We start from the raw sequence: 24,476 nt of genomic DNA, 5'->3' as shown, positions 1-24,476 counted from the left end.
AGTTTTGCCAATGAATGCAAGAGGCCCCGCCCATTCGCCGCGGTGTTTGTCCGCGCATGCGGCGGATGCTCACAGCTTTCCACAGCGGATGGGTTGGAAAGGGTGTGGGCTTGCGGTGACGGCTGGTCCTGCCTCGTAACGGTTTCGTGCATCGACATGCCCCGTTCCGGCTGGATTTATAGGGCCATTCTCTCAAGTTCATTTTCACGCAGCCATTGTTGGAGGCTCCCTTGGCCAGCACATCCCTCATTCCCCGCAAACTTCTCTTCGGTAATCCCAATGCCCACGGCGCGGAGCTTTCGCCCGATGGGACATGGTTGACATGGCTCGCGCCGGTGGATGGCGTGTTGAATATCTGGATTGCCCCAACGGATGATCCGCGTACTGCCGAACCGCTGACGCGCACCAAGGGCCGGCCCATCACCTGGCAGGACTGGACGAAGGATGGCCGCTTTGTCCTGTTCACCAATGACGAAAACGGCGACGAAAACCATCATGTCTTTGTCGTTGATCCAAAGACCCGGGAATTGCGAGACCTGACGCCCATCCCCGGGGTTAACGCCCAGATCGAGATGTGGTCCAGGCAGGTTCCCGGAAAGATCGTCGTCGGTCTGAATGATCGCGATCCCCGCTGGCATGACCTTTACATCATCGACCTGGGAACAGGTGCGCGCGAACTGTTGTGGCTGAACACGCAGGAGTTTGCCGGAATCGGTCTCGATTGGCAGATGCGTCCTCGCTATGCCCGATCAACCGCACCGGATGGTGGAACACGCTTCTGGCGGATTGAGGGTCAGGAGGTTCATCACTGGATGGACGTCGGCCATATCGATGGCTGGCTGACCTGGCCACTTCTGTTTCATTCCGACAACAGGCGCCTGCTGATGAAAACCTGCGTCGGTCGAGATACGGCGGCCTTTGCCTGGATCGACTGGGAGAGCGGCGAAGAAACCGTGGTTGCAGAACACCCGCGCTTCGATATTCAGAGCGCGATGGTCGATCCGATCACATATGATGTTGAGGCTACAAGCGTAATGGGCGCGCGTAGCGAATGGATCGGCGCCACACCAGCCGTGGAGGCGGATCTTGCGCTGCTTCAACGCACATTGCCCGGGTTTGAGATCAATGTCAGCAGCCGGTCAGATGATAACCGCAAATGGGTGGTCACCGCATACAAGGCGGAGCAGGCGCTCACCAGCTATCTCTACGATAGGGACACCGGCGCGATCACCGAACTGTTTCGCGCCCGTCCCGATCTCGATGCGTACAGGCTGGCACCCATGCAGATGATCGAAACCAAATCGCGTGACGGGTTGGATCTGTTCTCCTATCTGACACTTCCGGCTTCTGTACAGGGCGAGCGTCCGGAAAAGCCGCTGCCTATGGTGTTGTTGGTGCATGGAGGCCCCTGGGGGCGTGACTTCTACAGCTATCGCGGCGATCACCAATGGCTGGCCAATCGCGGCTATGCGGTGCTTTCAGTGAACTATCGAGGTTCAACCGGCTTCGGCAAATCCTTTGTGGCGGCAAGTGAAAAACAGCATGCCGCCAAGATGCATGATGACCTGATCGATATGGTCAACTGGGCGATCGGCGAAGGCATCGCAGACCCCGCAAAGATCGCCATTCATGGTGGCTCCTATGGCGGCTATGCTTCTTTCGTCGGCGCGACCTTCACGCCTGATGTCTTCTGCTGCAGCGTGCCCGTGGTCGGCATCACCAACCTGCAGACGCTTCTGGAATCCATGCCGCCCTATTGGGCCGGCTTTGCCGAATTCATGTATCGCAGCTATGGCGATCCACGAACGGAAGAGGGCCGGGCGCTTCTGGCGGAAAGGTCGCCCATTCACAAGGTGGATCGCATCACCAAGCCGATGCTGATCTTCCACGGCGCCAATGATGTGCGCTGCAAGGTGGCGGAAAGCGATACCATCGTTGCCGCCATGCAGGCCAAGGGCATTCCGGTGACGTATGTGGTTTATCCCGACGAGGGCCACGGCTTCTACAAGCCGGGCAACCGCATCGCCTATATCGCCATGGCAGAGGCGTTCTTTGCGCAGCATCTCGGCGGCGCGTTCGAGCCCTTCGGCGACGATCTCGCCGATTCCAGCCACGAGATCCGTGCCGGTGCGGAGATTTTCGATCTTGCCGAGCAGGCCTGATGAGGGATAGCTGCAAACGGGTATTCGTCTGACGCTCCTGCAAGGGCGGATCCCGTGGCGGCGGATATGCCGCCCAGGCAGAAGGCAAGGCTGAACGTGACGGATGACAGGAAGGCTGCCGAGCGCAGCTACAGGATCGGCAATGTGGCAATTCCGGCGCGGCCGCTGGAGGCAGCGCTTTATCTGGTGGCCACGCCGATCGGAAATCTCGGCGACATCACGCTTCGCGCGCTGGAAACGCTGGCCGGTGCCGATGTGCTGGCCTGCGAGGATACCCGCGTCACCCGCGTACTGCTGGACCGCTTCGGCATTGCCAATCGGCCTTATGCCTATCACGAGCACAATGCCGGCGAGGCCGGGCCAAGGCTTCTGGCGGCGCTCGACGAGGGGCAATCAGTGGCGCTGGTCTCGGATGCCGGAACACCGCTCGTCTCCGACCCCGGTTACCGGCTGGCACAGCAGGCCATCGAATTGGGGCATCGCGTGGTGCCGATTCCAGGCCCCTCTGCGCCGCTTGCCGCTCTTGTCGGCTCTGGGCAGCCGTCGGATGCCTTCCTGTTCGCCGGCTTCCTGCCGGTCAAGGAAAAGGGACGGCGTGACCGGCTGGCGGAACTTTCCAAAATCCCGTCGACGCTGATCTTCTTCGAATCCCCGCATCGCATTGCCGATACGCTGGTCATTGCCGCCGATGTTCTGGGGCCATCGCGTAGCGCCTGCGTCTGCCGCGAACTGACCAAAACCTTCGAGGAATTCAAGCGCGGCACGCTGGGAGAGTTGGCGGAACTTTATGGCGATGGGCGCACCGTCAAGGGGGAGATCGTGCTGGTCATCGGTCCGCCGGCCTTTGACGATATTCCGGCGGCCATCGACGTCGATGTCATGCTGCGGGAGCTTGCAGCCTCCCTGCCGGCGACCAAGGCGGCTGCGGAAGCCGCGAGGCTGACCGGCCTCTCCCGCAAGGATCTCTACCAGCGCCTGATCGACCTGAAGGCTGAAGATGGCGCGAACGAGTGAGCGCAAGCCGCAACAGAAACGCAAGGCGGCCGAACGCAAGGGCCGCTTCTCTGAATACCTTGCCGCACTGTATCTGATGGCCAAGGGCTACCGGATCGAGGCTCTTCGCTTCAAGACGCCGCTCGGTGAAGTGGACATCATCGCGCGCAAGGGTGATCTCGCCATCTTTGTCGAGGTGAAGGCGCGCAAAACCGAGCGGACGGCGCTCGACGCGGTGAGCTACACGGCCCAAGGCCGCATCCGCGCCGCCAGCGACCTGTGGATCAGCCGTCATCCCAAGGGCCATCTGCTGTCGCAACGATACGATATTGTGGCTGTTTTGCCGTGGCGCTTGCCTCGTCATTTTCCTGATGTATTTTGAATTTTGCAAACCTGTGCAGTTTTGGGAGGAGCTGTAACGGTTATGTCGTGGATCTGTTATGGATCTGTCACATGACGCCGTTAAGCCAACCTCATTCAACTTGAAGAAGATGAGGAGCTACAATGTTCAAGAAAATCGGTTTGGCCGCAGCGGCACTGGCGCTGTCGGCATCGACGTCTTTCGCGGCCACCGAAATCGCCTGGTGGCATGCCATGGGCGGTGAGTTGGGCAAGAAGCTGGAGGAGATTGCCCAGAAGTTCAACGAGAGCCAGAGCGACTACAAGGTCGTTCCCGTTTACAAGGGTTCCTATCCGGAAACGCTGACCGCTGCGATTGCCGCGTTCCGCGCCAACCAGCAGCCGGCGATCGTTCAGGTCTTCGAAGTGGGCACCGGTACCATGATGGCTGCCAAGGGCGCTGTCTATCCGGTCTACAAGCTGATGAAGGACGAGGGCGAAAGCTTCGATCCGAAGGGCTTCCTGGCGCCGGTCGTCGGCTATTATTCGGATACGCAGGGCAATATCCTGTCGCTGCCCTTCAACTCCTCGACGCCGATCCTCTATTACAACAAGGACGTCTTCAAGAAGGCTGGCCTTGATCCGGAAGTGGCGCCGAAGACCTGGAAGGAAGTGGAAGAATTCTCCAAGAAGATCGTGACGTCGGGGGCTGCCAAGTGCGGCTTCACCTCGGCCTGGATCACCTGGATCCAGACGGAAAACCTGTCGGCTCTGCATGACAAGCCCTTCGGCACGCTGCAGAACGGTTTCGGTGGCGTAAAGTCTGAGTTCACCTTCAATGGTCCGCTGCAGGCCAAGCACTGGGCCAACCTGAAGAAGTGGCAGGATGAAGGCCTCTTCAAGTATGGTGGCCCGGTCGGTGGCGACAATGCCGCCAACATGTTCTACGCGCAGGAATGCGCCATGACGATGAACTCCTCGGCTGGCCGCGCCGGTGTCATCAACAACGCCAAGGACTTCAAGCCCGGCTTTGCACCCCTTCCCTATTATGACGATGAGATCAAGGAGCCGAAGAACTCCATCATCGGCGGCGCGACGCTTTGGGTTCTGAATGGCAAGGACAAGGCCACCTACAAGGGTGTCGCCAAGTTCTTCACCTACCTCTCCAAGCCGGAAGTCCAGGCCGACTGGCACCAGTACACAGGCTATCTGCCGATCACCAATGCGGCTTATGAGCTTGGTAAGACCCAGGGCTATTATGACAAGAACCCTGGTTCGGATATCGCCATCAAGCAGATCATGCGCGGCACGCCGAGCGAAAACTCCAAGGGTGTTCGTTTCGGTAACCTGACCCAGGTCCGCAACATCGTGGATGAAGAGTTCCAGGCTCTGCTGGCTGGGAAGAAGGACGCCAAGGCTGCCCTCGACGCTGCCGTCAAGCGCGGTAACGGTTTGCTGCGCGAATTCGAAGCAGCCAACAACTAAGCCCGCATCATCACCCATTGGGAGGACCGGTTTTGCCGGTCCTCCCTCCCGTATTGTGACGGGTGCCGCCGGGAGGCTTTCGTGGAAACAAAAAGAACAACTTTCAACAATCGCCTGCTGCCCTATCTGCTGCTGGCGCCACAGCTGATCATCACGCTGATCTTCTTCATCTGGCCGGCTGCCCAGGCCTTCAAGTCATCCTTCGAGCGCGAAGACCCCTTCGGCATGTCGACCGTCTTCGTTGGCATCCAGCACTACCAGCGCCTGCTCGAGGATCCGAATTATATCGATGCGCTTTTGCGCACCATGGTGTTTGCGGTCTGCGTCACCTCGCTTGCCATGATACTCGGGCTTGCATTCGCCGCCGCCGTCGATCGGCTGACCCGCACTTCGCGCATCTATACCACGCTGCTGGTCTGGCCCTACGCGGTCGCGCCCGTGGTCGCTGGCGTGCTCTGGTGGTTCGTGTTCAACACCTCGACCGGGCTTTTGCCCTTCTTCCTGCAGAAAATCGGTTTTAAATGGGATCACGATCTGAACGGCACACATGCGATGATCCTGATCAGTATCGCGGCTGCCTGGAAGCAGATATCCTACAATTTCCTGTTCTTTCTGGCGGGGCTGCAGTCCGTTCCGCATTCGCTGATGGAAGCCGCCGCGATCGATGGTTCCGGCCCGGTGAAGCGCTTTTTCACGATTTCACTGCCGCTCCTGTCACCCACCACTTTCTTCCTGTTCATCATCAACGTGAACTACGCGATGTTCGATACCTTCCCGATCGTGGATGCGACCACGGCCGGCGGACCCGCACAGGCCACGACGACGCTGGTGTACAAGGTCTATCAGGATGGTTTTGTCGGCCTGAACCTTGGCTCGTCCTCGGCCCAATCCGTGATGCTGATGATGATCGTGATGGTGCTGACCTTTGTGCAGTTCCGTTACGTCGAACGCCGCGTGCAGTATTGAGGATCGATCATGGTTGAAAACCGTCCCATCCTGAACATCCTCACCCACCTCTTCCTCATCCTCGGTTTCGTGGTGGTGGCACTGCCGGTCTATGTCGCTGTCATGGCCTCGACACAGGACCTACCGACCTTGATGTCGGGTCCTGTGCCGCTTTGGCCGGGCTCGCATTTCATCGAGAACTACACGCAGCTGCTGACCAATGTCTCGGCGGCGAACGGCCTGCCGAACTACAGCCACATGGCCATGAACTCGTTGATCATGGCGCTGGTCATCACCATCGGCAAAATCTCGATCTCGATCCTGTCGGCCTATGCGATCGTCTATTTCCGCTTCCCGTTCCGGCAATTGGCCTTCTGGGTCATCTTCGTGACGCTGATGCTGCCGGTCGAAGTGCGCATCATGCCGACCTACAAGATTGTGGCGGATCTCGGCATGCTGAATTCCTGGGCGGGTCTGACGATCCCGCTCATCGCTTCTGCAACCGCGACTTTTCTCTTCCGCCAGTTCTTCATGACTGTGCCGGATGAACTTCTGGAAGCGGCCCGTGTCGATGGCGCGGGACCGATAAAATTCTTTCGTGATATTCTGCTACCGCTGTCGCGCACGAACATCGGTGCACTGTGTGTCATATTGTTCATCTATGGCTGGATCCAGTATCTGTGGCCACTGCTGATGACCACGGACACCGGTTACTACACCCTGATGATGGGTATGAAGCGCATGGTGACGGCACAAGACGGGATCATTCCGTGGAACTTCGTGATGGCGGGTTCCGTGCTGGCCATGCTGCCCCCCATCCTCATCGTCATATTCATGCAGCGGCTGTTCATCCGCGGGCTTACAGAAACGGAGAAGTGACATGGCTGGCATTCATATCGCCGGTGTATCCAAGATCTATACAGGCGGCGTGAAGGCGGTAAATTCCGTCTCGCTCGACATCGCGGATGGCGAATTCATCGTCCTGGTTGGCCCGTCCGGCTGCGGCAAGTCCACGCTTCTGCGCATGGTTGCTGGCCTGGAAACGATCAGCGAAGGCGAGGTGTCGATCGGCGGTCGGGTGGTTAACCGTATGGAGCCGGCCGAACGCGACATCGCCATGGTGTTCCAGAACTATGCGCTCTACCCGCATATGACGGTTTACCAGAACCTGGCCTATGGCCTGAAGAACCGCGGTACCCCGAAGGCGGAAATCGATGCCCGCGTGGCGGAAGCCGCCCGCATGCTGGAAATCACCCAGTATCTGGAACGCAAGCCGCGGGCCCTGTCCGGTGGCCAGCGTCAACGCGTCGCCATGGGCCGCGCCATCGTGCGCAAGCCGGCAGCCTTCCTGTTCGACGAGCCGCTGTCCAACCTCGATGCCAAGCTGCGTGTTTCCATGCGCGGCGAAATCAAGCGCCTGCAGCGACGCCTCGGCACGACCTCGCTTTACGTAACGCACGACCAGCTGGAAGCCATGACGCTGGCCGACCGCCTGGTGGTGCTCAGCGCTGGCCAGATCGAGCAGATCGGCACGCCGCTTGAAGTTTATCACACGCCGGCTTCCACCTTCGTGGCAAGCTTCATTGGTTCGCCGGCCATGAACCTCGTTTCCGGCGAGCTGCATGGCGATCGACTGGCGATCGGTCCTGCCGTCTTCGATCTCAAGGGCTTCGCGCCGACCTCCGGCCCGGTCACGGTCGGTGTGCGTGCGGAAGATCTGCGGCTTGCCCGCGCCGGCGAAAGCAGCATGCCGTTCCGGGTTGATTATATCGAGGAGCTTGGCTCGCAGCGCCTGGTTCATGGCACCGTTGGTGACCAGACTCTGACCGCTGCTGTGCCGGCGGAAACACAGTTGGGGGATGACCTTCATCTGGCGGTCGAAGTCGAAAAGCTGCATTTCTTCTCGAAGGAAAGCGGCCGCCGCATCGCCGATCGCGCCCCGCAGTCGGTTGCCCGCATGGAGCCCGTTGGGGCTGCATAAGGTCGCAGATAAAAGCGGGATTGATTCCAATTTGAATCAATCCCGAAACCTCACTCTCATATTTCCCTTCTAGGTTGCTCCAGCTTGGAGAACTTTGGGGGTTCAATGGTCATCAAACTTGCTTTCGCAGGCGCGCTTGCTCTTGCCTATCGCAGACGCCAGTCGTCTCGGACGCCGAGCGATTTTCCGTTCGTCGGTGCAGCGGGTGATGCGCTGTATGATCAGCTCGCAGCAGCCCCTATCGAGCCTGACTGGATCCTGGCGGGCGATCCACAGGCGCGCGCAGCCGTACAATCCAAAGCCCAGGACAGATGCTCCACAACGGCCATGTGGGATTGCACCGCCGGCACGTTTCGCTGGTATTTCGGCGAGGACGAAACGGTCGTCATCGTCGAGGGCGAGGTTCTGGTTACGGCAGAAGATGGCACGCAGACTCTACTCAAAGCCGGGGATGTCGGCTATTTCCGCGCCAGGACCTGGGCCGTCTGGCATGTGGATCACTATGTGCGCAAAATCGCTTTCATGCGGGTACCTCTCGATCGCCCCTCGGCCCTCTATGCCCGCCTTCGCGTGCGCCTTGTGCCACGCGTTAAGCAGATGCTGCGGTCGCGCTAGAGCCTGTCAGCGCTCAATGGAATCGTTCTGCCGGAAACATTTTTTGTCAGGATCAAGGCTTTCGGCGAAGAGCATACCTCCCGGTACGGTCGAGACGAAAGCCGCAGATAATGGCGGAAAATGATCCGGCCCTTCGGTTACGCCGCTTCGCCGATGCGAAGCGAAAAGCGTAACCGACGAATTTCATGCTTGCCGGATGCCAAAGGCAATCCGGCGGGCGGGTTGGCTGAGGCGGGTCATCTGCTTTGTCGAGCGGCTTGGCCGTATGCGTTGGCTACGACACGCGCCGCTCTCCTCGCATATGACCCCGCCTGAGCCAAAAGAAACTGTTTCCATTTAACCCTGATAGGCTCTCATTCTCTCTTTTCGCGCGTTGCCATTGCCCGCCCGCCGTCCTACATCTGGCGGGCATTTCGAGAAGGGGTTAGGGCATGGCCAACATCCGCAAAGTCGCTTTCCAGATGGACCATGTGTCCAGCATCAACATTTCCGGTGACTCCACATTCGCCATGGCGCTTGAGGCGCAGGCACGCGGCTATGCGCTCTATCATTACACCCCGGATCGCCTGACCATGCGCGATGGCAAGATATTTGCCGCCGTGGAAGCGCTGACCGTTCGCGACGAGAAGGGCAACCACTTCACTTTGGGCGAGCGCGAGCGCGTGGATCTCTCCGAAATGGATGTGATCATGCTGCGCCAGGATCCGCCCTTCGACATGGGTTACATCACCTACACGCATCTTCTGGAGCGGTTGCATCCGAAGACGCTGGTCGTGAACGATCCGGCCTGGGTACGCAATTCGCCGGAAAAGATTTTCGTCACCGAATTCGCCGACCTGATGCCGCCGACGCTGATCACTTGCGACATCGGCGAGATCGCCCGTTTTCGCGAAGAACTGGGCGACATCATCCTGAAGCCGCTTTACGGCAATGGTGGCGCGGGCGTTTTCCATTCGGCGCGGGACGACCGCAATTTCTCGTCGCTGCTGGAAATGTTCCAGCAGATGTACCACCGGGAACCCTTCATTGCACAAGGGTACCTGCCGGCAGTGCGCAAGGGCGACAAGCGCATCCTGCTGGTCAACGGCGAGGCCGTTGGCGCTATCAATCGTGTGCCCGCTGAGCATGATTCGCGCTCCAATATGCATGTGGGCGGTCGCGCTGAGGCAACCGAACTCACCACGCGGGAAAAGGAAATCTGCGCCCGCATCGGCCCGGCCTTGCGCGAACGCGGCTTCCTCTTCGTCGGCATCGACGTGATCGGCGATTACATGACGGAGATCAACGTCACCTCTCCCACCGGCATTCGCGAAGTAAAGAAGTTTGGCGGTGCCGACGTCGCAGCGCTTCTGTGGGATGCCATTGAAGCAAAACGCGGCTGATGAGGCGGCAGCAGCGGCTGACCTTAGCCGCGGTTGCCACTCCGTTCATCTTTGTTCCAGACTGCTAAAATCAACGACATCTAATACATCAGTCGCGACATGCGCGTTCGAGGAATGTTCTTGTTTTATTCCTTGAGCCATGCCATGATCGCCTTAATGGTGTGGAGATGATGCATACGCACCTGAAGCTGTAGGGTTGATGGGGCGGTTGGCATGGTGGCGCGCGTCAGTACGGTGGCATTTCAGGGCATTGAAGGCGTGCCCGTAGATGTGCAGGTCATGGTGGGGCCGGGCAAGCTCGGCATGCATATCGTCGGCCTGCCGGACAAGGCAGTGGCAGAAAGCCGTGAGCGGGTGCAGGCGGCTCTGCATGCTTCGGGCCTCGCCATGCCGCCGAAGAAGATCACGGTCAATCTGGCACCGGCGGACTTGCCGAAGGAAGGCAGTCATTTCGACCTCCCGATCGCGCTTGGCCTGATGGCGGCGCTGGGCGCAATTCCCTCCGACGCCCTGAATGAGTACGTGGTGCTGGGCGAACTCAATCTGGATGGCACGTTGGCACCGGTCGCGGGTGCGCTTCCGGCGGCAATTGGCGCCAACGCTCTCGGCAAAGGGTTGATCTGCCCGGCAGACAGTGGCGCAGAAGCGGCCTGGGCTGGCGCCGATATCGACATTCTCGCACCGCGCAGCCTGATTGCGCTCGCCAATCATTTTCGTGGCACGCAGGTTCTGTCGCGCCCGCATCCGGCGATCCGGGCGCCCGCAGCCAATCTGCCGGATCTGGCCGATATCAAGGGCCAGGAAAGCGCCAAGCGGGCGCTGGAAGTGGCGGCGGCTGGCGGGCATAATCTGCTGATGGTGGGGCCTCCAGGATCCGGCAAATCCATGCTGGCGGCGAGGCTGCCCTCCATCCTGCCGCCATTGTCCGCTGCCGAGCTGCTGGAAGTTTCGATGATCCATTCGATCGCCGGACAACTCTCGGGCGGCAAGCTGTCTGATCGCCGGCCGTTCCGTACCCCGCATCATTCCGCCACCATGGCGGCGCTGGTCGGTGGCGGCTTGCGCGCCAAGCCCGGTGAAGCCTCGCTTGCCCATCACGGCGTGCTTTTCCTTGATGAGTTCCCGGAGTTTGCGCCCCAGGTGCTGGATGCTCTGCGCCAGCCGCTGGAGACCGGGGAATGCGTGATTGCGCGCGCCAATCACCGTGTGTCCTATCCTGCCAATATCCAACTGGTGGCGGCCATGAACCCCTGCCGCTGTGGCATGGCGGGAGAGCCAGGGCATACCTGCGCCAAAGGTCCGCGCTGCATGACCGATTACCAGAGCCGCATTTCCGGGCCGCTGATGGACCGCATCGATATCCGCATTGATGTGCCCGCCGTCTCGGCTGCCGATCTTATTCGACCAAGGCCAGCGGAAAGCAGCGCTGAAGTTGCAGCCCGCGTGGCGCGCGCAAGGGTACGGCAACAGGAGCGGTTCATCGAGGCCGGTTATCCGGGTATCGGGACCAATGCCCGCTGCTCGACCTCGATGATCGAGGTGTTTGCCGAGCCTGACAATGCCGGCCTCCAACTGTTGCGCGACGCGGCGGAGAAGCTGAAATTCTCCGCCCGCGGCTATCACCGGGTTCTGAAGGTCGCCCGTACGCTGGCAGATCTCGAGGGCGAGGAACGGGTGGGCCGCATCCATCTCGCCGAGGCGATTTCCTACCGGATCGCGGGAGAGAGGCTGACGGCTGCGGCGTGAGGTGATGAGCGAGTAGCGAGTAGTTTAAATGCGCTCTGCGTGCAGCAGGCGCTTGTAGAAAGTCGTTGAAATGGGTCGCATCGGCAAACTGTGCCCGCAAACTATTCGCTATTCGCTTATTGCCTCATTCCCCCAGCCCCTCAAACAGTGCCGTCGAAAGATAGCGTTCCGCAAACGAGGGAATGATGATGACGATGTTCTTGCCTTCGTTTTTCGGCCGTTGGCCGATACGGATTGCCGCGGTCAGTGCGGCGCCTGAGGAGATACCGACGGGAACGCCTTCCAGGCGGGCGACGAGGCGCGCCATTTCCATGGCCTCGGCGCTCGCAACAGTGACGACTTCATCATAGACCGACGTGTCGAGGATCTTTGGGGCAAAGCCGGCACCGATACCCTGGATCTTGTGCGGGCCAGGCTCGCCACCGGAAAGGACGGGCGATTCCGCTGGCTCGACGGCAATGACCTTCAGGTCAGGCTTGCGCGCCTTCAGCACCTGCCCGACACCAGTGATCGTGCCGCCCGTACCGATGCCGGCGACAAACAGGTCGACCCGGCCGTCGGTATCGTTCCAGATCTCTTCCGCCGTCGTCTGACGGTGGATTTCAGGGTTGGCCGGGTTCTCGAATTGTTGGGGAATGATGGCGTCCGGCAGGGTCGCGGCCAGTTCCTCCGCCTTGGCAATCGCCCCCTTCATGCCCTTCGGCCCCTCGGTCAGAACCAGTTCGGCACCCAGCAGAGCCAGCATCTTGCGCCGCTCGATCGACATTGTCTCGGGCATGGTGAGGATCAGCTTGTACCCTTTGGCCGCAGCGGCGAAGGCCAGCGCAATGCCTGTGTTGCCGGAGGTTGGCTCGATGAGCGTCGTCTTGCCGGGCGAAATCTTGCCCTGCGCCTCCAGGCTTTCGATCATGGCGACACCGATGCGGTCCTTCACCGAAGCGATCGGGTTGAAGAATTCCAGCTTGGCCAGCAGGTTGGCCTTCACGCCCTTTTCGCGCGCCAGTTTGTCGAGACGCACGATCGGCGTATTGCCAATCGTGTCGATGATGGAGGCATAGATCTTGCCGCGGCCGGGCTTGGGCGTATCGGACATACTGGGCTCCCTGAAATTTTCAAAAGGAAGATTAGAAAGGAATTTCGGGTAAGACGAGAAAAATACGACTGAAAACGCGCCGGTTTTTGAGTATATCTTTTCTCGTTAGCGTGCCGCGATATAGGCGGCGGTTCCGGCCAAAATGCCGGCCGCCGAACGGTTCAGCACCTGCAGCGCCTTGGGCTTTTTCAAGAGTTCCCGCGCTTTCGAGGCCAGCAGAATGTAAGGCAGCAGCACCGCCATCAACACCACGAAAGTCGTGCCAACGAGAATGGCGTAATCGCGAGGACCGATTTCGGAAAGCGGAAGGAGCGTCGGCACCAGAGCCACGTAAAACAGCATGGTCTTCGGGTTACCAAGTGTGACAAGCAGACCGGAGAGAAAAGCCATGCCGCCCTTGACGCCCGTTTGCGCCTGAATGTCCTGTCGCAGCAGACCGGCGGTCCAGAGCTTCCACGCGATATAGCAGAGATAGGCCGCACCCAGATATTTGATGATCAGGAAGGGCGTCGTGAAATTTTGCGCGACGATGGCAAGGCCGAGGATGACAGCGGTCAGATAGACCAGATCACCAAGAATGAGCCCAAGCCCCATGAATAAGGTTGGTCGGAAGCCGGAGCCGAGTGCCCGTGCCACGATGGCCGTCATTCCGGGGCCCGGAATAGCTGCCGCGATGAACAGAGCCAGCGCGTAGGTGATCAGGGTGGTCAGGGTCATCGTCTCTCCTCCGATGCGCTTTGCTAGAGCGGTTTCGTCGCCAGCGCAACGCTCTCTTTCGTCATACGCCCGTCGATCCGAAACCGCCCGCACCGCGCGCCGTATCGCTGAAGGCGTCGGCTTCCTGAACACGCGCCTGCACCACGGGCGCCAGGACCAGTTGGGCCACGCGCATGCCGCGCTCGATCGTAAAATCTTCCTGGCCGAGGTTGATCAGCAGCACTTTCACCTCGCCGCGATAATCGCTGTCGATCGTGCCTGGCGTGTTGAGGCAGGTCACGCCGTTCTTGAAGGCAAGGCCGGAGCGCGGACGCACCTGCACTTCAAAGCCTTGGGGTATTTCGAAGATGAAGCCGGTCGGCACCAGAGCCCGTTCACCGGGCCTCAGCACCATGGGGTCTGAAACGGCGGCGCGAATGTCCATGCCCGCCGCGCCTGCCGTCTCGTAAGATGGCAGGTCGAGGCCGTCACCATGCGGCAGGCGAATGAGCTTGAGGGTCGGGCCGATGATGTCGCGCATGGAGGCTTGTCCTTCTGTTTGCGCCGTCAATTGCATAATTGCCCCGAAATCGCTAGATACGCGGCAACTCAAAGGATTTGCAGAACATGGCTGAAAGCATTGCCGAGGCGGTTTCCCGCCGCCGCACCTTCGCGATTATCGCGCACCCGGACGCCGGTAAGACGACGCTCACCGAAAAGCTGCTGCTGTTCGGCGGCGCCATCCAGCTGGCCGGTGAAGTGAAGGCGAAGAAGGATCGTATCCAGACCCGCTCCGACTGGATGAAGATCGAGCGCGAGCGCGGTATCTCCGTTGTGACCTCGGTCATGACCTTCGAATATGAAGGCAATGTCTTCAACATTCTCGACACGCCGGGTCACGAAGACTTTGCGGACGATACCTACCGCACGCTGACGGCGGTGGATGCGGCCGTCATGGTGATTGACGGCGCCAAGGGTATCGAGCCGCGCACGCTGAAGCTCTTCGAAGTCTGCCGCATGCGCGATATCCCGATCATCACCTTCGTCAACAAGATGGACCGCGAGGCGCGCGATACCTTCGAGATCCTCGACGAGGTGGAAGAAAAGCTGGCGCTCGACACCGCTCCGGTCACCTGGCCGGTCGGTCGCTCGAAGAATTTCTGCGGTTCGTATAACCTCGCCAACAGCACCTTCCGCGGCAGCGATACGCAGGTTGAGCCGACCAAGGTCAATGGCCCGCAGAGCGTCGCCGATCACCTGCCGGAAAACGAGCGCCAGGCTTTCATCGACGAGCTGGAACTCGCGGTCGAAGCTTGCCGTCCCTTCGACAAACAGGCTTTCCTCGAAGGTCACATGACGCCGGTCTTCTTCGGTTCGGCGCTGAGAAATTTCGGCGTGCGCGATCTCATCAATGCGCTCGGCGATTTTGCGCCGCCGCCGCGCGACCAGGTGGCGGATGTCCGCAAGGTGCATGCGAGAGAAGACAAGATGACCGCCTTCGTCTTCAAGATCCAGGCGAACATGGACCCCAACCATCGCGACCGCATCGCCTTTGCCCGCATCTGCTCGGGCAAGCTGGAGCGCGGCATGAAGGCGCGGCTCGCCCGCACCGGCAAGCTAATGGGGCTCACCGCACCGCAATTCTTCTTCGCCTCGCAGCGCCAGCTGGCCGATACGGCCTATGCGGGCGATGTGGTGGGAATTCCCAACCACGGCACGCTGCGCATTGGCGATACGCTGACGGAAGGCGAAGCACTCGTCTTCCAGGGCGTACCGAACTTCTCGCCGGAAATCCTGCGCCGCGTGCGGCTGGAGGATGCCATGAAGGCGAAGAAGCTGAAGGAAGCTTTGCAGCAGATGGCGGAAGAGGGCGTGGTGCAGCTGTTTTCGCCGGAAGACGGTTCGCCCGCCATTGTCGGCGTGGTCGGCGCCCTGCAGCTCGACGTTCTGAAGGAGCGTCTGTCGGCGGAATATACGCTGCCGGTGTCATTCGAAATGTCGCGTTTCTCGGTCTGCCGCTGGATCTCGTCCGATGACAAGGCGGAGCTGGAAAAGTTCCTGACGGTGAAGCGCGGCGATATCGCCCGCGACCTCGATGGCGATCCGGTCTTCCTCGCGCAGGATGCCTTTTCGCTGCGCTACGAAGCGGAGCGTTATCCGGCCATCAAGATGGTCGCCATCAAGGAATATCACGTCGCCAAGGCGGCGTGAGTGGTGTGAAGACTTGCCTTCTCCAAGGCCTGTGTAAGTGGGGTTGTCCGGTAGGCTCACGCCAACCACGTCGTCATCCTCGGGCTTGACCCGAGGATCCAGGCCGGCACCGACTCGGGTCTTGTATTGTGGATCCTCGGGTCAAGCCCGAGGATGACGTGGTAGGCGGGGCACTTTCTGTCGCTTGCTGAACACGCTGAAGACATTGAAGCTCACGGCAGATTTGTCGTGATTAGTGATCATTCCCCCGTGGAAAACGCTTGCTCTCTTCCAGCACGTTCAAATCCATGTGGTTGCGCATGTAGCGCTCGGAGGCTTTCTGCAGCGGCTGGTAATCCCAAGGGTAGTAGGCGCCGTTGCGCAGAGCTGGATAGACCACCCAGCGGCGGGCCTGGCTTTCCCGCACCGCCTCATCGAAACGCTTCAGATCCCAGCGGGCGCGCATCATGGCTGTCAGGCGCTTCAAAACCTCAGCATGGGCAGGGTCATCGGCGAGGTTCTGCGTCTCGTGCGGGTCGGTATCCAGATCGAACAGCAGCGGCGGGTCGGCCTCGCAGAGCGTCAGCTTGTAGCGGCCGTCGCGAAGCCCGACCAGCGGCGCGATCGAGCCTTCCGCCGCATATTCCATGGGCACCGGGCCGCGTCCGCCTGTGCCTGTCGCAAGCGGCGCCAGATCCTCGCCATCCGTCCAGCGTGCAATGCGGGTGAGGTCGAGCCCCGCAAGCCTGGCAATCGTCGGCGTGACATCGAGCGTCGAGACGGGCTGTAAAACCGATGCGGGCTCCCAGTCGGGTGCTGCGATCATCAGGGGCACGCGGGCCGAGCCTTCGAAGAAGCACATCTTGAACCACAAGCCCTTCTCGCCCAGCATGTCGCCATGGTCTGACACGAAGAGGATGATGGTATTGTCCGCCATGCGGCCACGTTCGAGAACATCGAGGATTTCTCCGACCTTCTCGTCCACATAGGAGATGTTGGCGAAATAGCCCCGGCGCGCGCGCCGCACCTGTTCCGGCGTAATGTCGAAGGCGCGGAAATCGCAGGCCTCCAGCAGGCGCTGCGAATGCGGGTCCAGATCCTCAAAGGCCGGAATGTCGCCGGGCGGGTCGAGATCAGGGCAATCCTCGTAGAGATCCCAGAACTTGCGTCGCGCCACGTAAGGGTCGTGGGGATGGGTGAAGCTGACCGTCAGGCACCAGGGGCGCTCGTCCTGCCGACGCGACAGATCGTAAAGCTTGCGGGTGGCGTGATAGGCCACCTCGTCGTCATACTCCATCTGGTTGGTGATCTCGGCCACGCCTGCGCCGGTGACGGAACCGAGGTTATGATACCACCAGTCGATACGCTCGCCGGGCTTCGTATAATCAGGCGTCCAGCCGAAATCGGCGGGGTAGATATCCGTCGTCAGCCGCTCCTCGAAACCGTGCATCTGGTCCGGGCCGACGAAATGCATCTTGCCGGAGAGGGCGGTGTAGTAGCCCGCAGCCCGCAGGTGATGCGCATAGGTCGGGATATCGGAAGCGAACTCCGCGGCATTGTCATAGACGCGGGTGCGGCTCGGCAACTGGCCCGACATGAAGCTGGCCCGCGCCGGCGCGCAGAGCGGGCTTGCCGTATAGGTGTTGGCGAAGCGCACGGAGCGCTTCGCCAGGGCCTTCAGGTGGGGCGCATGCAGGAACTCAGCGGGGCCATCGGGAAACAGCGTCCCATTGAGCTGGTCCACCATCAGGATCAGGATATTCGGCTGCGACATGGTGTAATCAGAGGCCCAGAGCGGTCTTCACGGTGGGGAGACCTGGCTTGCCATCCAATGTGGTCACGCCGGCAAGCCAGGGCTCGATCGTTTTCGGGTTGGCCTTCAGCCAGGCTTTGGCCGCCGCCTTCGGATCATCGCCGCCGAGGATCTTGCCCATCAGCTCGTTTTCCATGCCGATTTCGAAGCGCATGGATTTAAACAGCGCTGCCGCATTCGGGCATTTGGCCGGCCAGCCGCTGCGGGCGAGCGTATAGACTTCCGCGCCACCATAGTTCGGGCCGAAATAGGCGTCGCCGCCGGAGAGATAGGTGATCTTGAACTGGGTATTCATGGGGTGCGGCGCCCAGGCGAGGAAAACGATGTTTTCCTTTTGGGCTTCGGCGCGCTTCACCTGCGCCAACATGGCCTGCTCGCCGGATTCGACAAGCTCCCAGCCCTTCAGGTCAAAGTCATTCTTGTCGATCATCTTCTGGATATTGCCATTGGCCGGTGCGCCGGGCTCGATGCCGTAGATCTTCTTGCCGAAGCCGTCAGCCTGCTTGGCAAGATCGGTAAAATCCTTCACGCCCTTGTCAGCCACGTAAGAGGGAACGGCCAGCGTGAACTTGGCGCCCTCCAGGTTCTTCGTCATCACCTCGATCGCCTTGGCATTGGTGAGGTCATCGATGAAGGCTTTCTGGGCCGGCATCCAGTTGCCGAGGAAGACGTCGATCTCGCCGTTCTTCATGGACTGGTAGCCGATCGGAACCGACAGCGTCTTCACATCAGGCGCATAGCCCAAGGCTTCGAGAACCACGGAGGCCGTGGCATTGGTGGCGGTGATATCGGTCCAGCCGGGATCGGACAGGCGGATGGCCTTGCAGGCCGCATCGTCGGCAGCCAAGGCGGTGCCGGTTGCGGAAAGGGAGAAAATGAGGCCGGCGATCAGCCCGCCCATGCATGCCATGGTTTTCATTGCAGTTCCCCTTTTATTTGTTCAGTTTATAGAACATCGCGTTGCCGCTACCTGTGAAGTCGGGCTTTTTTGATTGCTGCCAAAAGGAAATTTTATGGCTGATCGTCCGCTGGATCTCGGCTGGGCCCGCATTCTTCATGAGGTCGGACGCACCGGGAATTTGACGCTGGCCGCTGAAAGGCTCGGCCTCAGCCAGCCGGCGGTCAGCTATCAGATCCGCAAACTAGAAGAGCAGTTGCAGGTTCCCTTGCTGCGGCGTCAGCATCGCGGCGTGGAGCTGACGGCGGAAGGCCGCCGCCTGTTTGAGGTTGCCGCGCGGTTTGTCGATGAGGCAGACGATCTGGCGCGCGATTTCCGCAAGCGCAGCCAGCGTCGCGCCATCCGGATTGCCACCGATTATGCCTTTTCCGCCTTCTGGCTGATGCCGCGCATGCATGCATTTCGCCAGCGTCATCCGGACATGGATATCCGCATCGTCGCCTCCCATCGAACCGGCCCGGCGGTGCCGGAAGAAGGCGAAGTTTCGATTGTGTTCGGCACGCAGGCAGAGTTCAGCCGCACCGGCATCCTGCTTCTCCCGGAACAGGTGGTACCGGTATGCGCACCGGGATTTATCGCCCGCACCGGTCCCCTTGATGTGCCGGAACGACTGGCGTCGAGCACGCTCTTGCATCTGGAGACGGAACACCTGTCGCCCTGGCATGACTGGTCAAGCTATCTGCAGGCGTTTGGTCTGCGTCGTGAGCGTAGAGCCGATCGCGGAGAAGTGGGGTTCAACACCTATTCGCTCGTGCTGCAGGCGGCCATGGCGGAACAGGGAGTTGCACTCGGTTGGCTCGGCCTCATCGATCCGCTGCTGGAAAGCGGCATGCTGGTGCGCTGCGGCCCTATGATCAGGGAGCCGGAGCGCGGCTACTGGTTCGTGCCGCCTGCGGAGCCGGGGCCGGAAACCGAAGCCCTACGGCTCTGGTTGCTGGAGGAATTCCAGCAGGTTCTGTCGAGCGCATTGTTGGCCATCACGCAGCCGTAAGGTCTTTCAGAAAATCATCACACCAGCGGGTCACGTCATGCTCCAGCAGGTGGTCCATCATGCCGCGCCAACGCTGTATGCGCTCTTCGCGTCCCATGGTCAGCCCCCTGGCAATGGCATGGCCGGTGCCTTCGATATCGTAGGGGTTGACCAGAAGCGCACCCTTCAGCTCCTGGGCAGCGCCGGCAAAGCGGGAGAGCACCAAGACGCCTGGATCTTCAGGGTCCTGTGCCGCAACGAACTCCTTGGCGACAAGGTTCATCCCGTCGCGCAGCGGCGTGACGAGGCCGATCTTCGCGAGGCGATAGAGGCCCGCGAGGATAGGTCTTCCGATAGACTTGTTGATGTAGCGAATGGGTACCCAGTCGACAGCGCCAAGAGCACCATTCACGCGGCCCGCCTGCTCGGCCACGGTGCGCTGCATCTGCTCGTATTCCGGCACTTCCGAGCGCGATTTCGGGGTGATCTGCAGATAGGTCACCTTGCCATGCTGTTCCGGGTTGCGGGTGATGAAGCTCTCATAGGCATCGATGCGCTGGGTAATGCCCTTGGAATAATCCAGCCGGTCGACACCGATGATGAGATCGCGGCCCTCCAGGCTCTGACGCGCCTTCTTCACCAGCACGCCGCTGGCGGATTTGCGCGCAAACTCCGCAAAAGCGGCCGTTTCGATGCCGATGGAGTAGAAGTTGCCGCGAAACTCCGCGCCATTGGCGGAAAACACCGTATCGCTGACGGCAGAGCCAAACCCTTCTCGCTCCAGGCAGCCACGGAAATTCGAGAGATCATGCACCGTCTGGAAGCCCACCAGATCGTAGTGCGTCAGCCCCCGCATGATCTCCTCATGAACAGGCATGGCAAACAGCACGTCCGCCGGCGGCCAGGGAATATGCAGGAAGAAACCGATGCGGTTCTTGATGCCCATCCGGCGCAGTTCCGCAGCCAGCGGGATTAGATGGTAGTCATGCACCCAGATGATGTCGTCCGGCTTGAGCAGCGGTGCGAGACGATGCGCGAAGAAGCGATTGACCCGAAAGTATCCGGCCATTTCCTTGCGGGCATATTCGGCGAGATCCAGCCGGTAGTGGCAGATGGGCCAGAGAACACGGTTGGCAAAGCCGTGATAATATTCCTCCACATCCGTTTTCGTCAGGTCCGTCAACGCGTAGGTAATGTTGCCGCGCTCGATGAGGTGGAGCTCCGCCGGCTCCTTGGCGCCGCTTGATTTGCCGGACCAGCCCATCCAGATGCCGCCGCGCTCCTCCAAAGCCGCCTGCAGCGCCACGGCAAGCCCGCCCGCAGGTGCAGTGGCGCTCTTTTCCGGGATGGTGACGCGGTTGGAAATGATGACCAGACGGCTCAATGGATTTTTCTCCTGTGGGCGATCATTCGGTTGCGATCCGGCGCAGCGCCTGTCTCAAGGCATCCGGCGAGGGGAGGGTGAATTGCGCCGCGGTGTCTGCGGCTTCGCCAATGTGGATGGAGAGGCCGCCCGCCTCGTTGGCGAAGCGAAACATCGCCTCGTCCGTCAGGTCGTCGCCAATGGCGATCGGCTTGCGGCCAGAGAATGGTGCTTCTGACAGAAACGCCTCAACGGCAGATCCCTTGTTGGCGCGGGCAGGGCGAATCTCCAGCACCATCTTCCCGCGCTGAAGGCTGTAGTCGGGCCCGGCTTCGGAAAGGGCTGCCGCCATCACGGCCTCCAGCGATGCCTGCCGTTCCGGGGCCTGGCGAAAATGGGCTGCCACAGCGCCGCCCTTGTCCTCAATGATCACGCCATCCCAGTCGGAGGTGACCCGCTCCAGCGACCGTTTCAGGGTGACGAAGGAAGGTTCCGGCGTGACCGCATCGACAGAACCATCGGCCCGTCTGCGCTCTGCCCCATGTAGACCGGCAATGGGCAGGGCAAGCGGCTGCAGCAACTGGTCCGCATAGGGAAGTGCGCGGCCTGTGACCAATGCCAGGGCGCCGCCAAGCCGGTGAGAGAGCGCTTGCAGTGTGTCTGTCAGCCCCGGCTCGACCACCACGCTGTCAGGCGTCTCGGCGAGATCCACCAGTGTGCCGTCGATGTCGAGAAAGAGCGCCCATTGGTCCGGCTCGGCCAGAAGCGGCGCCAGAGGTTGCTCATCCGATGCGGCCAAAACCTCACCGCGTGATGTGTCCGTCTGTTCCATGAACGGCTATCTAGGCCGCAACCGAGCAATGGCAAGTCTGGAGAAATTCGCGTCAGAAAACGCCACATCCCTCTTCAATTTGGCATTGTTTACAGAACCAGCTTTAAGGACTCTAGTTTGGTTCCGGTCGGTGATTTGGAGATTAAGGTCGCGGATGGCGTGCCCGAGATGGTCATGGACAGGATCTGTTCAAAACCGGCTTTAAAGGCGGCCATCAGCGCTACAAGTGGCCCACCTGCGGTCGGCACTTCACGGAAAAGCCGCCCAGGTTCATGGATGAGATCTTTGGGAGTTCGTAGCCTCGCCCGGCATATCTGGGGAGAAGGAGAGCTGCTGCGGCGCCCGCCCCCACCGCAACATCTCGGGATTGTCGGCATTCTAGTGGCGTTTGAACCCATCCGACATTTGCCATTTGGCAAGCTCACGGCAAATTTCCTGAGCCTACCTGCGGCAGTCGGCAAGCCGAGGCTTCACCTTGCTTTCCGATTCGGCTAGAGACAAAGAAAACCTCTTTCATCCAAGGCTTTCGGAGCGCTTCCATGACCGTGTCCAATCTTCCGCCGCTCGTTACCGTGTTCGGGGGCTCGGGCTTTGTCGGCCGCCATGTCGTGCGGGCCCTGGCAAAGCGCGGCTATCGCATCCGCGTGGCGGTGCGCCGCCCGGATCTGGCCGGTTTCCTGCGTCCGCTCGGCTATGCGGGCCAGATCCAGCTGGTGCAGGCAAACCTGCGCTACCGCCAGTCGATCGACAAGGCCGTTGCTGGTTCCAACCATGTGGTCAACTGCGTCGGCATCCTTTTCGAAAGCGGCCGCAACAAGTTTGACGCCGTGCAGGAATTCGGCGCCAAGGCCGTAGCCGAAGCTGCCCGCGCCAATGGCGCCAAGCTCACCCACATCTCTGCCATCGGTGCCGACGCAAAGTCTGCCTCCTCCTACGCCCGTTCGAAGGGCCGCGCGGAAGATGCGATCCGCACGATCCTGCCCGATGCCATCATCCTGCGCCCGTCGATCGTGTTCGGCCAGGAAGACAACTTCTTCAACAAGTTCGCCGATATGGCCCGCACCCTGCCCTTCCTGCCGCTGATCGGCGGCGGCAAGACCAAGTTCCAGCCGGTCTTCGTGGAAGACGTGGCGGAAGTGGTTGGCCGCGCCGTGGATGGGACGATCGATGCCGGCAAGACCTATGAACTTGGCGGTCCGGAAGTGCTGAGCTTCAAGGACTGTCTGGAGGCGGTTCTGCGCGTCACGCATCGCAAGGGTCGCTTTGTTTCGCTGCCATTCGGTGTTGCCTCCTTCATCGGTGGCGTTGCGTCAGCGGTTCCGCTGATCACGCCGCCGTTGACCGGCGATCAGGTGACGCTGCTGAAGAGCGACAATGTGGTTTCCGATCTGGCGGAAAAGGAAGGCCGTACCCTGAAGGGCCTCGGCATCCGCTCGACGCTGCTCGACACGGTGCTTCCGAGCTATCTGGTTCAGTATCGTCCGCAAGGTCAGTTCAGCGGCACCGGCAAGGCCGCCTGAACCTTTCGGCAATCTTGTCAAGATCATGGTAAAAAGCGGGCAAAATCATGGTTTTGCCCGCTTTCATTTTTGCACATGTTGCACAAAAAACGCATGACTTGAGAAGCGCGCGTTAACCGCTGGTTCAGCAAAATCCGCTATTGAATCATGCTCGCCAGGCCAATAAACCCCTCCTGCCGGATCGAGACCTCGGTATCGCCGTGACCCCAATTCCATACCCCGAAAGGCACTTCTCCATGGGCAAGTCCATCGCACTGTTTTTTGCGTGTGCGGCACTCGTAATTCTTGCTGGCTCCTTCATGGCACCGGGTACGGTTGCCGCCGGCAAGGGCGCATGTGCACCCGCCTATGGTATCGATCCCTGCAGCACGGGTTCGATCAATCCCGCTCGCTGATTGCTTGTCGCGGGCGGCACGCCGCCCGCTCGACCTTTACCTTTGACGTTTCAGCCCGCGGACCTCTGCGCCAGAAGCGCGACGAGTCCAACGATGCCGACCCCAATGCGCCACCAGGCAAAGGGCGCGTATCCCCGGCTTGAGACGAAATCCAGCAAAGACCTGACGACGAACAGCGCCGTGACGAAAGCGGCCACGAAGCCGACGCCGATCAATGCGGCATCGTCGAAGCTCAATGCATTGCGGTTCTTGTAGAGATCCAGCACGAAGGCGCCGAGCATGGTCGGCATGGCAAGGAAGAAGGAAAATTCCGCCGCCGAACGCTTATCCGTTCCCATCAGCAGCGAACCGACAATCGTGGCGCCCGAACGCGAGGTGCCGGGGATCATGGCCAGGCACTGGAAGAGGCCGATCTTGAAGGCAAGCGCCGGCGGATAGTCCATGATGTCCGTATAGCGCGGTGTGAACTTCATCCGGTCGACGGCCAGCAGGATGACACCGCCGACAATCAGCATCACGCAGATCAGCATCGGCGTTTCGAACAGTACCGATTTGATGAACCCATGCGCAAAGGCACCGATGACGGCGGCCGGCAGAAAGGCGATCAACACTGTCAGCACGAAGCGGCGCGCCTTGGCGCTGCTCGGCAGGGCCAGCGCGATCTCAAGCAAGCGTTGGAAATAGACAAGCAGGATGGCGAGGATTGCCCCCAGCTGAATCAGAACGGCAAAGGTATTGCCCGGAGACTGGAAACCCAGAAAATGCCCGGCCAGAAGCACGTGGGCGGTCGAAGAAACGGGGATGAATTCGGTCAACCCCTCGATCAATCCAAGCACGAGGGCGCTGACGATAGACTGGTCCGCCATTCTTGATCCTTTATTAACGGTGATGAGAACTATAGTGAGAAGAGAATTTCCGGCGTCTTGGCCTTACCAAAACCTCAAGCCGCCATATGTCGGCCACAATCCGGCATTGGTGATCCAGGCCGATTCCCGCTT

General features: G+C 60.4%; 22 protein-coding genes. 14 read left to right on the top strand and 8 right to left on the bottom strand.

Features of this window, described 5'->3' with window-relative positions; genetic code table 11:
- Positions 1-230: 230 nt before the first annotated feature.
- From Q2T52_RS01525 to Q2T52_RS01480, 10 genes are all read left to right on the top strand, one after another.
- Entirely contained in the window at positions 231-2,162 is a 1,932-nt protein-coding gene (locus tag Q2T52_RS01525) for a S9 family peptidase (RefSeq protein WP_302074919.1), read from the top strand.
- Positions 2,163-2,228: 66 nt separating this feature from the next.
- Positions 2,229-3,176 (top strand): 16S rRNA (cytidine(1402)-2'-O)-methyltransferase, encoded by a 948-nt coding sequence (gene rsmI / locus Q2T52_RS01520; protein ID WP_302074918.1) that lies wholly within the window; start codon positions 2,229-2,231, stop codon positions 3,174-3,176.
- A complete protein-coding gene (locus Q2T52_RS01515; RefSeq protein ID WP_302074917.1) occupies positions 3,160-3,537 on the top strand; it encodes a YraN family protein in 378 nt (125 codons plus the stop codon). Before rsmI ends, Q2T52_RS01515 begins: the two co-directional genes overlap by 17 nt.
- Before the next feature lie 122 nt (positions 3,538-3,659).
- The gene (ugpB, locus tag Q2T52_RS01510; RefSeq protein ID WP_302074916.1) at positions 3,660-4,979 is read left to right on the top strand and encodes a sn-glycerol-3-phosphate ABC transporter substrate-binding protein UgpB; all 1,320 of its coding nucleotides are present in this window, start codon (positions 3,660-3,662) and stop codon (positions 4,977-4,979) included.
- A gap of 81 nt (positions 4,980-5,060) precedes the next feature.
- The gene (gene ugpA, locus Q2T52_RS01505) at positions 5,061-5,945 is read left to right on the top strand and encodes a sn-glycerol-3-phosphate ABC transporter permease UgpA (RefSeq protein WP_302074915.1); all 885 of its coding nucleotides are present in this window, start codon (positions 5,061-5,063) and stop codon (positions 5,943-5,945) included.
- 9 nt (positions 5,946-5,954) lie between these two features.
- Positions 5,955-6,803 carry a sn-glycerol-3-phosphate ABC transporter permease UgpE gene (gene ugpE, locus Q2T52_RS01500; RefSeq protein ID WP_302074914.1) on the top strand — a complete coding sequence of 283 codons (849 nt, stop codon included), beginning with the start codon at positions 5,955-5,957 and terminating at the stop codon, positions 6,801-6,803.
- A gap of 1 nt (position 6,804) precedes the next feature.
- The gene (locus tag Q2T52_RS01495) at positions 6,805-7,905 is read left to right on the top strand and encodes a sn-glycerol-3-phosphate import ATP-binding protein UgpC (RefSeq protein WP_302074913.1); all 1,101 of its coding nucleotides are present in this window, start codon (positions 6,805-6,807) and stop codon (positions 7,903-7,905) included.
- 105 nt (positions 7,906-8,010) lie between these two features.
- Positions 8,011-8,520 carry a cupin domain-containing protein gene (locus Q2T52_RS01490; RefSeq protein ID WP_302074912.1) on the top strand — a complete coding sequence of 170 codons (510 nt, stop codon included), beginning with the start codon at positions 8,011-8,013 and terminating at the stop codon, positions 8,518-8,520.
- Between the two features lie 431 nt (positions 8,521-8,951).
- Positions 8,952-9,902, top strand: a complete 951-nt coding sequence (gene gshB / locus Q2T52_RS01485; RefSeq protein ID WP_302074911.1) for a glutathione synthase — start codon at positions 8,952-8,954, stop codon at positions 9,900-9,902.
- A gap of 213 nt (positions 9,903-10,115) precedes the next feature.
- The gene (locus Q2T52_RS01480; protein WP_302074910.1) at positions 10,116-11,648 is read left to right on the top strand and encodes a YifB family Mg chelatase-like AAA ATPase; all 1,533 of its coding nucleotides are present in this window, start codon (positions 10,116-10,118) and stop codon (positions 11,646-11,648) included.
- A gap of 124 nt (positions 11,649-11,772) precedes the next feature.
- On the opposite strand, the gene cysK is transcribed toward Q2T52_RS01480, so the two are convergent.
- The 3 genes from cysK to dut form a co-directional block, all read right to left on the bottom strand.
- On the bottom strand, positions 11,773-12,741 hold the full coding sequence (gene cysK, locus Q2T52_RS01475; protein WP_302074909.1) for a cysteine synthase A: 969 nt from the start codon (positions 12,739-12,741) through the stop codon (positions 11,773-11,775).
- Between the two features lie 105 nt (positions 12,742-12,846).
- The gene (locus Q2T52_RS01470) at positions 12,847-13,458 is read right to left on the bottom strand and encodes a LysE family translocator (RefSeq protein ID WP_302074908.1); all 612 of its coding nucleotides are present in this window, start codon (positions 13,456-13,458) and stop codon (positions 12,847-12,849) included.
- Between the two features lie 61 nt (positions 13,459-13,519).
- Positions 13,520-13,978 (bottom strand): dUTP diphosphatase, encoded by a 459-nt coding sequence (dut, locus tag Q2T52_RS01465; RefSeq protein WP_302074907.1) that lies wholly within the window; start codon positions 13,976-13,978, stop codon positions 13,520-13,522.
- A gap of 86 nt (positions 13,979-14,064) precedes the next feature.
- Between dut and Q2T52_RS01460 the strand changes: the two genes are divergently transcribed.
- On the top strand, positions 14,065-15,648 hold the full coding sequence (locus tag Q2T52_RS01460) for a peptide chain release factor 3 (RefSeq protein ID WP_302074906.1): 1,584 nt from the start codon (positions 14,065-14,067) through the stop codon (positions 15,646-15,648).
- A 232-nt stretch (positions 15,649-15,880) separates the two neighbouring features.
- On the opposite strand, the gene betC is transcribed toward Q2T52_RS01460, so the two are convergent.
- Together betC and choX are read right to left on the bottom strand one after the other, a co-directional pair.
- A complete protein-coding gene (betC, locus tag Q2T52_RS01455) occupies positions 15,881-17,401 on the bottom strand; it encodes a choline-sulfatase (RefSeq protein ID WP_302074905.1) in 1,521 nt (506 codons plus the stop codon).
- A gap of 7 nt (positions 17,402-17,408) precedes the next feature.
- Positions 17,409-18,359, bottom strand: coding sequence for a choline ABC transporter substrate-binding protein (gene choX / locus Q2T52_RS01450; protein WP_302074904.1), 951 nt, complete (start codon positions 18,357-18,359; stop codon positions 17,409-17,411).
- 94 nt (positions 18,360-18,453) lie between these two features.
- Here choX and Q2T52_RS01445 point away from each other — a divergent pair, with 94 nt between their 5' ends.
- Complete coding sequence (locus Q2T52_RS01445) at positions 18,454-19,389, top strand: choline sulfate utilization transcriptional regulator (protein ID WP_302074903.1); 936 nt, start codon at positions 18,454-18,456, stop codon at positions 19,387-19,389.
- Here the strand turns inward: Q2T52_RS01445 and otsA are convergent.
- Together otsA and otsB are read right to left on the bottom strand one after the other, a co-directional pair.
- Positions 19,376-20,752, bottom strand: a complete 1,377-nt coding sequence (gene otsA / locus Q2T52_RS01440) for an alpha,alpha-trehalose-phosphate synthase (UDP-forming) (RefSeq protein WP_302074902.1) — start codon at positions 20,750-20,752, stop codon at positions 19,376-19,378. The two genes, Q2T52_RS01445 and otsA, sit on opposite strands and share 14 nt — an antisense overlap.
- A 22-nt stretch (positions 20,753-20,774) precedes the next feature.
- A complete protein-coding gene (gene otsB, locus Q2T52_RS01435; protein WP_302074901.1) occupies positions 20,775-21,563 on the bottom strand; it encodes a trehalose-phosphatase in 789 nt (262 codons plus the stop codon).
- Positions 21,564-22,102: 539 nt separating this feature from the next.
- Here otsB and Q2T52_RS01430 point away from each other — a divergent pair.
- Positions 22,103-23,083 (top strand): complex I NDUFA9 subunit family protein, encoded by a 981-nt coding sequence (locus Q2T52_RS01430; RefSeq protein WP_302074900.1) that lies wholly within the window; start codon positions 22,103-22,105, stop codon positions 23,081-23,083.
- Positions 23,084-23,319: 236 nt separating this feature from the next.
- Positions 23,320-23,478, top strand: a complete 159-nt coding sequence (locus Q2T52_RS01425; protein WP_302074899.1) for a hypothetical protein — start codon at positions 23,320-23,322, stop codon at positions 23,476-23,478.
- 50 nt (positions 23,479-23,528) lie between these two features.
- Here the strand turns inward: Q2T52_RS01425 and Q2T52_RS01420 are convergent, their stop codons facing one another.
- Positions 23,529-24,344, bottom strand: coding sequence for an undecaprenyl-diphosphate phosphatase (locus tag Q2T52_RS01420; protein WP_302074898.1), 816 nt, complete (start codon positions 24,342-24,344; stop codon positions 23,529-23,531).
- Positions 24,345-24,476: the final 132 nt, after the last annotated feature.

Source organism: Rhizobium oryzicola (assembly GCF_030504645.1).
In the GTDB taxonomy this organism is placed as follows: domain Bacteria; phylum Pseudomonadota; class Alphaproteobacteria; order Rhizobiales; family Rhizobiaceae; genus Neorhizobium; species Neorhizobium oryzicola.
This window is presented reverse-complemented; position numbering and strand designations above follow the sequence as displayed.